The organism is Streptomyces glaucescens (genome assembly GCF_002154375.1).
Classification (GTDB): Bacteria; Actinomycetota; Actinomycetes; order Streptomycetales; family Streptomycetaceae; genus Streptomyces; species Streptomyces glaucescens.
Window position 1 is genome coordinate 1 of the sequence record NZ_MUND01000546.1, and the last position, 10,076, is coordinate 10,076.

Below are 10,076 nucleotides of genomic sequence, written 5' to 3' on the forward strand. Positions count from 1 at the left end.
GACCCCGGGGTCCGAGCAGGGCGGCGTGGCGTTGGCCTCGACGAACGAGAGTGCGGCGAGGTCCTTGGCCTTGCGCGGGTCGAGCTCGGACGGCATGACCCGGCATGGAGTTCACCAACTGAGGGCCGCACCGATCACTGTGACGCTGGAAGCACCCGACGCACAGGTCCTGGCCGTGCTCCTCAGCCGACGCGACGCCCTCCCCCGGCAGGCGCAGCAGGGGGACGATGACGGCTGGCCGAGCTGGCCGACGGAGACCTCGGCCGCCGCGCTCGCCGCCGCCCTACGCGCGCACGGCACGGGCGCGTACGCACGAGTCCGGACCACCGAGGTCAGCGCCAGCCTCACCCCGCAGACCGCCCAGGCGGTGGTCGCGGCCCTCACCGCCCGTTCCGGCATCGCATCCCGCGACGAGCGACCTGCCGCGGCGACCGGACGCGGGCTCGGTCCGGGCTTCAAGGGTGTCGCCTCACACTGACTGTCGTGCCGCTGCGTCGGGAACGACGAAGCCCGCACCGTCGACGAGCGCGGACCTCGTTCAATTGGTGTCGTTCAGTGTTTCCAGTGAAAGCGGGCGCCTTCGTGTTCGTCAGGCCCTCGGAACGCTCGCCCCGCGCGACGCAGATCCCGCCCGTCAGTGGGCAGGGTGATCCGTCCGGGACGGCAGGGTCGCCCAGGCCGCCCGGGCGTCCGGGCCGTCCAGGACACCCCGGTCGCCCGACCCTGGTGTGATGCGGCGCTCGTGCCTCACGGGCGAGCCGGCCGGTGTCCAGGATCGAGCCGAGGCGGGTACCGTCCGGAGTGAACACAGGGCACTGGTCGGCCTCACCCTCTCCGCGTGCTCCCGGGGGCGGAATGCCGGAGACTCCTGTGTAAGGGTCCGCGTACTTCGCGCGGGTCGTAGTGAGGGTGTTCGGCGTGCTTGAGGTCCCGCTCTGGCTGTGGGGGGTGTTCGCCGCGACGGTGGTGGTGTCGCTGGCGGTGGACCTGCTGTCCCACCGCACCGCGCACGTCATCGGCTTCAAGGAGGCCGCCGCCTGGAGCGGCCTGTGGGTGGGCCTCGCGCTGGTCTTCGGCGCGGTCGTTTTCCTCGTCCTGGGCACCACGGCGGGCACCGAGTACACGACGGCCTGGCTGCTGGAGAAGAGCCTGTCGGTCGACAACCTGTTCGTCTTCGCCGTGATCTTCGCGTACTTCAAGGTGCCCCGCGCCTACCAGCACCGTGTGCTGTTCTTCGGTGTCATCGGCGCACTTGTCTTCCGCGGGATCTTCCTCTCCCTCGGCGTGGCCGTGGTCAGCCGCTTCACCGCGGTGCTGTTCGCCTTCGCGGCGGTCCTTTTCTACAGCGCCTACAAGCTCCTCAAGGACGAGGAGGAGAGTTTCGACCCGGGCAAGAGCTTCGCCGTGCGGATGCTCCGCAAGGTCATCCCGGTGCGGGACGAGTACGCCGGGGCGAGGTTCTTCGTCAAGGAGGCCGGCAAGCGGGTGGCGACGCCGCTGCTCGCGGTGGTCGCCGCGATCGAGGCCGCCGACCTGATCTTCGCCGTCGACAGCGTCCCGGCCGTCCTCGCGGTCAGCGACGACGCCTTCATCGTCTACACCAGCAACGCGTTCGCCATCCTCGGGCTGCGGGCCCTCTACTTCATGCTCGCCGGCCTGCTGGACCGTTTCCACTACCTGAGCAAGGGCCTGGCGATCATTCTCGCCTTCATCGGGGTCAAGCTCATCCTCCAGGCGTCCCACAAGATGATCAGCCCCGGCATCCCGGAGATCCCCTCACCGGTCAGCCTCGCGGTCATCGTCGTCGTCCTGACAGTATCCGTGCTGCTCAGCATCAGAAGGCCGACCCCGCTAGGTGTTCTGGCACAGGCTGACGAGCAGGACGCCGCCGCGGCCACCGAGCAGTCCCAGACGCCCAGCGCCCTGCCCGCGATGGCCTCTGATCCCACCACCGGTTCACCGGGCCGGAGCGGTGAGGGGCACCCGCACGCGGGCCGGCGAGGAAGCGGGGCACTTCCCGCCGCGCCAACACCGGCATATCGTAAAGATATGGTCAAAATGAAGCGTAAGCCCGAAGCGTACGTGTGCCCGACCTGCAAGAAGTCCGTGCCGGCCGGGATCCACCGCCACAAGACCCTCGGCGTATTCGTTCCCGTCTGGGGCCCGGGGGCGTGCCAGAACCGCGACTGTCCCGACTTCCGGCTGGATCCGAGCCACCGCAAGCACTCTCCGGCTCGGTGACGAAACTGCGGTGATCTCGCCAGTGCCGACAATGTCGCTGGCTGCGGTGACCTGCCCGTGGTCGACGTGGACACGCACCATGAAGAGGGTGTCGCCGCAGATGCACCTCCTGCTGGCAGTGGCTGTACGCGCGCACGCCGGAGCTGAGCAGGCGGCGGGCTTCGTCCCGGTCGACGGCGCGCCAGCGGGGCCCGGTCATGTGGCAGCCGCCGGTGTGGACCTTGGCGGGCTCGCGGCCGCGCCGATGGTGAAGGCTGCGACCCAGTCGGGCGGCGTGGGCCGCAGCCTGCGGCCCCGCTCTTCCTCCGCCTGCCGCTGCTCGACCCGGCGATCCCCGCCCTGTCGTCCCCCCGGGCCCTGTCCGCCTCCGCCATGGTGCGCTGCTCACTCGACCGGCACAGCGTCGACGGCGGCGCCGTCCGTGCCGCCCTCCTCGAGGTGGTCATACGCCTCGGCGTGCGGCTGCGCCGCCGAGGCCAGGCCGCCCGCGCCCTCACGCTGAAGTTCGCTGGCGGCACCTCGTGGAGAGGATCCGCCGCCTGCCGGAGCCGTCCGCCCACGACGACCTGCGCCGGCTCGCCTGCCAGCTGATGGACGCCGCCGGCCTGCAGCGCGGCCCCACCGGCATAGCCCTGCGCGGCGAAGACCTCGTCGACGCCGCCCGGGCCGCGTTGCACGACCCGGCTGCCCCGAGCGCGGCTCAGTGGGATCCGGTTTGCCGGTCGGACTCCGCGGACCTGGGGGTATGGGAGCGCAGTGAGCCGGGGTGGGCCTTGGCGGTCGGGTCACGCCTGGTCTTGAGCAGGCTGGCCACGGTGACCACCGCGAGCACGGCGCCGATCACGCCGAGGCTGAGCGGGGTGGGGATCTCAGGGACCGCCTCGTGCACATCGACATGCGCCCAGTGCAGGATGAGCTTGACGCCGATGAACGCGAGGATCAGCGCCAGCCCGGCGGACAGGTACACCAGCCGGTCCAGCATCCCCTTGACGAGGAAGAACAGGGCGCGCAGGCCGAGCAGGGCGAAGGCGTTTGCGGTGAAGACGATGTAGGGCTCCCGGGTGACCCCGAACACCGCGGGGATGGAGTCCAGCGCGAAGAGCAGGTCGATGCTGCCGATGGCGAGCAGGACGATGAACAGCGGGGTGACCATCCGGCGCCCGTCCTCGCGGACGGAGAGCTTGCCGCCCACGTAGTCGTCGGTGACGGGCAGGAACCGGCGGGCGGCCTTCACCAGGACGTTGTCCTCGATGTCGGGGTCCTCGTCACGGTGCCGGAACAGCTGCACGGCGGTGTAGATCAGCAGCAGGCCGAACAGCAGGAACATGAAGGAGAACAGCGCCAGAAGGGCGGCACCGAGCGCGATGAAGATCGCACGCATGACCAGGGCGAGCACGATGCCGAAGGTGAGTACCTTGTGCTGGTGCTCCGCCGGTACGGCGAAGGTGGTCATGATGATGACGAACACGAACAGATTGTCGACCGACAGGCTCTTCTCAACGATGTAGCCGGCGAAGTACTCGGTCCCTGCCTCTCCGCCGTACCGCGCGGCGAACCAGATACCGAAAGCGACCGCGACGAGGATGTAGAACACCGACCAGGCGGTGGCCTCACCGAAACCGACCCGGTGCGGGCGCGCGGCGGCCAGGACCAGATCGACGGTGAGCAGGGCGAGAATAAGGCCGATGGTGACGGCCCAGGTCAGTGCGCTGATGTCCAGCACCGGTCCTCCACTTGGTTCATGCGGACGCGGGCGGGATCGCCCTTGTCGTGGCCGCCCTGAGCGCCGACCGCACCCGCCGTGCGCCTTGTCGGACCACCACGGCTTCTGTTCGTACCACGAGGCGTCCGCTGCGCACCGGGGCGCGCCTCGGGGCGCAGCTTATTTCGGGATGGAGCTGGTACCCCGAGCTCCTCGCGGTGCAGCTGGGGGTCGAGGACCCCTCGGTGGTGATAGCGGTACGCCGAGCGCCGGCAGAGCGCGTACGACCACGCCTGGGAGATTCGGGACGCCTACGCTACCGCCGGTTCGAGGACCCGCAGTGGAGCCGCAAGTTCCTCGCCTTCCTGCACGGCCGGGCGTGGACGCACGCCGAGGCCGGTGGCGCTGTCCAACCAGGCGGGTGGGGTGGCTGCGGCGCAACCGGGTGCTCCTGCCGGGGTGTCGGTGCTGGCCAAACAGGTCGCCATGGTGCGCGCGGTGGCGGAGAAGCGGCTGTATGCCACGGTGGCCCGGGCCGCCCGGCGGGCGGACGGCTCGCTGCCTGAGGACCTGGTGGCGCTGCTCGCGGTGCCGGAGGGGCGCCGGGTGTCGGAGCTGGAGCGGCTACGCCGGCCGCCGACGCGGACGACCGGCGCCAGCATGGCGAAGGCGCTGGAGCGGGTGGAAGAGATCTCGGCGCTCAGATTGGGCAGGGTGAAGGTGGGGCTGGTCCCGCCGAACCCCGGCTGGCGACGCTGGCCCGGGTCGGGCTGGGGTCGAAGGCGCCGATCCTGGAGCGCACCCCGGAGCCGCGCCGCACCGCGCTGCTGACCTCGGTGGTGCGGCACCTGGAGGCCGCTGCGATCGACGACGCTCTGGACGCGTTCGCGCTGCTGATGCAGGTGAAGCTGATCAGCGTGGCGAAGCGGGCCACCGACCGGGACTGGCTGGCCGTCCGCCCGCGCCTGGCGAAGGCGGACGGTGCAGGCGGCGCTGCGGCTGTGGAGCGGGCAGCTGGACTTGGTCGCCGGGACGGGCGCCGACCTGGACGCGGCCGCGATGTTCTGGGCCCTGGAGGAGGAGGCCGCCCCGCGTGCCGAGGTCGAGGCCGCGGTGAGGCTGTGGGACGAGCTGCTGCCGCCCGGGGACGACGAGGCGGAGGCGGAGGTGCGCCGCGCGCTGGCCAGCCGGTACAGCACCGGCCGTTCCTGTCGCTGCTCGGGGAGTCCCCGGCGCTCGGGGCCGCTTCGGCCGGCAGGCGGGTGCTGGAGGCGGTGAAGCGGCTGCCCGCGTTGGCCAGGCGCAAGGTGAAGGCCAAGCCGCTGCTGCCTCGCGAGGTGGACCAGAAGCTGGTGCCGCCGGCGTGGAAGAAGGCGGTGTTCTCCAACCCCGGCCTACCGGCCGGGCGGTGGATCGTGACGCCTACGTGGTGTGCGTGCTGGAACAGCTCTACCGCGCGCTCGGACGCCGCGACGTCTTCGCCTCCCCGTCCGTCCGCTGGGCCGACCCTCGGGCCCGGCTGCTGGACGGGCCACAGTGGGAGGCGGTGCAGGCCGACGTCCTGCCGGCCTGAGCCTGGATCAGCCCGCCGAGGAGCACCTGGCCGAGCGGGTCGGCGCGCTGGACGCGGCGTGGCGGCTGATGGCCGAGCGGCTGGAGGAGGCCGGGCAGGTCGCGAAGCTGTCCTTCGAGGTGCAGGGCTACGGCCGGTTGAAGCTGCACGTGGACCGGCTCGGCGCGCTCGGCGAGCCGAAGTCGCTGCGGTGGCTGCGCCGGACCACCGGGGCGATGCTGCCCGCGGACGACCTGCCGGACCTGCTGTTCGAGGGCGACTCCTGCACCGGGTTCCTAGAGCGACCGTACGGCGCGGCCAGGGCTTCACCCTGCGCGTCAGCGCCGTCCCCGCCGTGCACCGCCAGCTCCTCGCCCGCTGCCAGCCGCTCGACGGCGGCCAGGGCGTCCCGGCCGTCCTAGCCCAGCGCAAGGCCCGCCGCGAGTACGAGAACCGCGTCACCGCCCTCGGAGCCCCGGCCTGAGCGTGATCACCGGCTTACTGGCTCTCACCAGCCCCACGGCACCGGTCTGGGCACATTCCGTTGGGTCGTCGAGCGGACGATCTCCTGGCTGCACGGCTTCCGCCGCCTACGCATCCGCTGGGAACGACGCGACGACATCCACGAGGCCTTCCTCGGACTCGCCGTCTGCCTGATCACCCACCGACACGTTCAGAGGCTTTCTTAGGGCCAGTTAGGGTGAGCCGACAGAACAGCGACACCGGCGCACCGAATTCCCCGTCACCGCGATCCTGGCGCCAGTACGCTTTCAGCGTGGACGTCGAGGCACCGAACGCCTACCGCGGCACGCGCGCGCAGATGTGTTTCCCCACATCCCTGCTGACCACCATCTCCCCGGACGCCGAGTCCTGTGCCCAGCCCGTGGAGCCGACCGCAGCGGTGGTGGAGGCCGAGCCGGTCACCATGCCGAGCGGATTGACGGTCCGGCGGTCCTCCTGGGGCACCGACATCGCCTCGGCTGGTGGCCGGGACCCTAGCTGCCCGTCAGCGCCCGCAATCCGACCACTCCCAAGGAGCCTGACCAGTCCACCAGTACGCACGCCCACCAGTCCGGCTGCATGCTGGACACCAGTTGCTCGAGCGGTGGCCCAACGCGCCGCGCTCGTCCGGGGCGGTTCACTCCCGTTACCGGGCGGCGAACACGGCCGCGATCGACACCGTCGACCAGTACCGGCTGCGCACCCTGGTCGACCAGAACGCCGACTCCACCATCGCCGCGTTCCACACGGCCGGCCGCGCCGACCTGCTCGCCGACCATGCCTGGCCGCTTGCCCTCCGATCCCTCAACGCCCTCCCGGGCTGTCCGGACGGAAGCGGACACCGCTGCGCCGACGGCATGGCGAGGGTCTTCGACGGCGTGAACGCGGAAGCCGGAAACGAGAGCCTCACCCGCGCGATCAGCGACCTCGTCGCATTGCCCCGCCAGCAGCCCGGCGACGACATCACCTCCCGGCTCATCCCCCACCCCGCACGGCTCGACGACACCCAGATGCTGCACCAGCTCGTCACCCTCGACGGCGCCGGCATCGAACCGCTGACCAACCTGATCACCAACACGGTCCTCAAGCTGCTGACCGACCCGGAGTTCTCCGCGGAGCTGCACGCCGGTGGCGCCGCCGTCCGCGAAGCCCTGGACGCCGTGCTCCACCGCGACCCGCCACTGGCGAACTACTGCGTCTCCCACCCGCCGTAACCGGTCGGGATCGACGGCGTCTTCCTGCCCGCCCACCAGCCCGTCATCATCTCCATGGCCGCCTGCGACAACGGCCCCGCCCTCGGCACCGACCCGCACGCCTCCGGCAGCCGCGCCCACTGTCCTGGAGCACCGGACCGCACGCCCGCCCCGCCCACTCCGGCGCCCGCCTCATCGCTGAGGCCGCCCTTCACCCACGTCCTGGACACCCTGCCCGAGGTGCAACTGGCCCGCCGACCCGGCGACATGGCCTTCCGTCCCGGCCCCTCACCACCGTGCCCTGACCCACCTGCCGGTCCTCCTCCCAACCCCGCAGCAGCTCGAAGGAGTCTCCGCATGACCCCCCAGCAGTCCCCTGCCCCGATCGTCCTCGACCCCACCGGCGCCGACCGCAACCGCGAGCACCGTCAGCTGCACGCCGGCGGCTCCGCGATCCTCGTCGACGTCCTCGGTGTGCCCGCCTGGTCCGTCTCCGACCCAGCCCTCCTCAAGGAACTACTCACCAACGACGACGTCTCCAAGGACGGCCGCGCGCACTGGCCGGTCTTCGAGCAGGTCGTACAGACCTGGCCGCTCGCCCTCTGGGTGGCCGTGAAGAACATGTTCACCGCCTACGGCGCGGACCACCGGCGGCTGCGGCGCATGGTCGCGCCCGCCTTCAGTGCCCGCCGCATCAACGCGCTCGGAGAAGTCGTCGACGGAATCGTCACCAGCCTCCTCGACGATCTCGACGCCCTCCCCGCCGGCGAGACCATCGACCTGCGCCAGCATTTCGCCTACCCGCTGCCGATCACCGTCATCGGCCACCTCATGGGCGTTCCCGCCCGACAGCGGCCCGCCTTCCGCAGCGTCGTCGACGGCGTCTTCGACACCACCCTCACCGCCGAACAAGCCGCCGCCAACACCGTCTCGCTGTACGCGGCCCTCGACCAGCTGATCGCCGCCAAGCGTGCGGAGCCCGGCGACGACATGACCTCCCTCCTCGTCTCCAGCCGCGACGAGGACGGCAGCGTCCTGTCCGATGCCGAACTGCGCGACACCCTCCTGCTGATGATCAGCGCCGGCTACGAGACCACCGTCAACGTCATCGACCAGGCAGTCACACTGCTGCTGACCCACCCGGAGCAGCTCGCGCACATCCGCGCCGGCCGGGCCACATGGAACGATGCCGTCGAGGAGACCCTCCGCCTCGAGCCCGCCGTCGCGCACCTGCCGCTGCGCTACGCCGTTCGCGACCTCACGCTGCCCGACGGGCAGACCATCGCCCAGGGGGATGCGATCCTCGCCTCCTACGCCGCAGCCAACCGCCACCCCGGCTGGCACGGCGTCACGGCCGATGCCTTCGACGTCGAGCGGGTCACCAAGGAACACCTCGCCTTCGGACACGGCGTCCACTTCTGCCTCGGCGCCCCGCTCGCCCGCCTGGAGGTCGCCACCGCCCTCCGGGCACTGTTCGACCGGTTCCCGGACATCGAGCTCGCCGTGCCGGCCCACGAACTCCAGCCGCTGCCCTCCCTGATCAGCAACGGTCACCAGACCCTGCCCGTCCGCCCGCGCCCCGCCGCCTGACCAGAACCGCGGTGCCCCCGACGCTTGCGGCTGCAGGCCGCGCTGCACCTGCTGCTCGTGAACATCTCGTTGCCGGCCCGCACTCCGACGAGCGGCCATGCCGATACTGACGGGGCGATCGAGGAGCGGCGGGGGGCAGCGATGGAGTGGACGATCTGGGCAGGGTTCGCGGCCGGCCTGCTGATCTCGACGGTGACCGCTCCGGTCGGCGTGTCCGGGGCGGTCTTCCTCCTGCCGGTCCAACTCAGCGTCCTCGGCGTGCCGAGCCCCGCAGTCACACCGACGAACCTGCTGTTCAATGTGGTGGCTGGGCCAGGCGCACTCTGGCGTTACCGCCGCGACGGCGCTCTGCACGGCGGACTGGCCCGGCGTCTCGTCGCCTGGACGCTGCCCGGCGTCATCGCCGGCGCCGCCGTCCGCGTCTTCGCCCTCCCCGGCCCCGGCGTCTTCCGCCTTCTGGTCGCCGTCTTCCTGCTCCCGCTCGGCGCGTGGTTGTTCCTGCGCACCCTACGCCCCGCCCGGCGGCGGCCGGACACCGCCGAGCCGTCGGCGGGCCTGCTCGCCGCCCTCGCCCTGACGGTCGGGGTGATCGGCGGGATCTACGGCATCGGGGGCGGTTCCCTGCTGGGACCCATCCTTGCCGCGCGCGGCATGCACATGGCCCGCATCGCACCGGCCACCCTCGCCGCGACCTTCACCACGTCCCTCGCCGGAGCCGCCGCCTACGCCGTGCTGGCCCTGGCGAGCCCCGGGCCTGTCGCGCCCGACTGGTGGCTGGGCCTGGCCTGCGGCACAGGGGGCCTGATCGGCGGCTACCTCGGCGCCCGCCTCCAGCCGTACCTGCCCGAGACCGCGCTCCGGCTGCTGCTCGGCACCCTCGCCGCCGGCCTCGGCGCGCTGTATGCCGCCCAAGCCTCGTTCTGAACCGGTGTGGCAGGGCAGTGGCCGCGCGGGGCGTACATGTGCCCGTCATCCGGTGAGGCAGACCAGCGAAGCGTGTCCCTTCCTTCGCGCAGACATCCAGCACCGCCTCGCCCTGGCCGGACCTCCCGACGAGCCCGGCCCGTTCAGGACCACAAGCGACTGATCGGGTGGGCGGTCGATCCCTTGTCCGGCCCACCTGGCGTGAGGTGATCGCTCAGTGGATCGCGCGCTGTTTCACATACGGATCGCACAATGAGGTGGGTGCAACGCGATGCCGACCGTGACGCCGATCGCTAGGTCGTGTCCGCAAAGTCCCGTCGTCCGCCCGAAGGGCGGGCCCCGCGGCGTCTGGTGCGTGCTCTCGGCGCGCCGG

General features: G+C 71.4%; 7 protein-coding genes and 3 pseudogenes. 7 read left to right on the forward strand and 3 right to left on the reverse strand.

The window, feature by feature from the left end; translation table 11 throughout:
• Nucleotides 1-139 precede the first annotated feature (139 nt).
• A complete protein-coding gene (locus tag CCN42_RS31290; protein WP_086740665.1) occupies nt 140-478 on the forward strand; it encodes a hypothetical protein in 339 nt (112 codons plus the stop codon).
• A gap of 440 nt (nt 479-918) precedes the next feature.
• Nucleotides 919-1,852 (forward strand): annotated as a pseudogene (locus CCN42_RS31295) (TerC family protein); the annotation flags it as partial.
• A 201-nt stretch (nt 1,853-2,053) separates the two neighbouring features.
• Here the strand turns inward: CCN42_RS31295 and CCN42_RS46255 are convergent.
• Nucleotides 2,054-2,629 carry a DUF6233 domain-containing protein gene (locus tag CCN42_RS46255; protein WP_422641216.1) on the reverse strand — a complete coding sequence of 192 codons (576 nt, stop codon included), beginning with the start codon at nt 2,627-2,629 and terminating at the stop codon, nt 2,054-2,056.
• Between the two features lie 312 nt (nt 2,630-2,941).
• The gene (locus CCN42_RS31310) at nt 2,942-3,964 is read right to left on the reverse strand and encodes a TerC/Alx family metal homeostasis membrane protein (protein WP_086740667.1); all 1,023 of its coding nucleotides are present in this window, start codon (nt 3,962-3,964) and stop codon (nt 2,942-2,944) included.
• 185 nt (nt 3,965-4,149) lie between these two features.
• On the opposite strand from CCN42_RS31310, the pseudogene CCN42_RS45940 reads away from it, so the two are divergent.
• Nucleotides 4,150-5,797 (forward strand): annotated as a pseudogene (locus CCN42_RS45940) (DUF4158 domain-containing protein); the annotation flags it as partial.
• Between the two features lie 216 nt (nt 5,798-6,013).
• Nucleotides 6,014-6,184: pseudogene (locus CCN42_RS31325) on the forward strand (transposase); the annotation flags it as partial.
• Nucleotides 6,185-6,293: 109 nt separating this feature from the next.
• On the opposite strand, the gene CCN42_RS42825 reads toward CCN42_RS31325, so the two are convergent.
• Nucleotides 6,294-6,467, reverse strand: a complete 174-nt coding sequence (locus CCN42_RS42825; protein WP_158102156.1) for a hypothetical protein — start codon at nt 6,465-6,467, stop codon at nt 6,294-6,296.
• Nucleotides 6,468-6,589: 122 nt separating this feature from the next.
• Here CCN42_RS42825 and CCN42_RS31330 point away from each other — a divergent pair, with 122 nt between their 5' ends.
• The 3 genes from CCN42_RS31330 (at nt 6,590) to CCN42_RS31345 (ending at nt 9,703) form a co-directional block, all read left to right on the forward strand.
• Nucleotides 6,590-7,210 (forward strand): cytochrome P450 family protein, encoded by a 621-nt coding sequence (locus CCN42_RS31330; protein WP_086740669.1) that lies wholly within the window; start codon nt 6,590-6,592, stop codon nt 7,208-7,210.
• A 336-nt stretch (nt 7,211-7,546) separates the two neighbouring features.
• Nucleotides 7,547-8,779: a cytochrome P450 family protein gene (locus CCN42_RS31340; protein ID WP_086740673.1), complete on the forward strand. Its 1,233-nt coding sequence runs from the start codon at nt 7,547-7,549 to the stop codon at nt 8,777-8,779.
• 141 nt (nt 8,780-8,920) lie between these two features.
• Nucleotides 8,921-9,703 carry a sulfite exporter TauE/SafE family protein gene (locus CCN42_RS31345; protein ID WP_086740675.1) on the forward strand — a complete coding sequence of 261 codons (783 nt, stop codon included), beginning with the start codon at nt 8,921-8,923 and terminating at the stop codon, nt 9,701-9,703.
• The last annotated feature ends 373 nt before the right edge of the window (nt 9,704-10,076 follow it).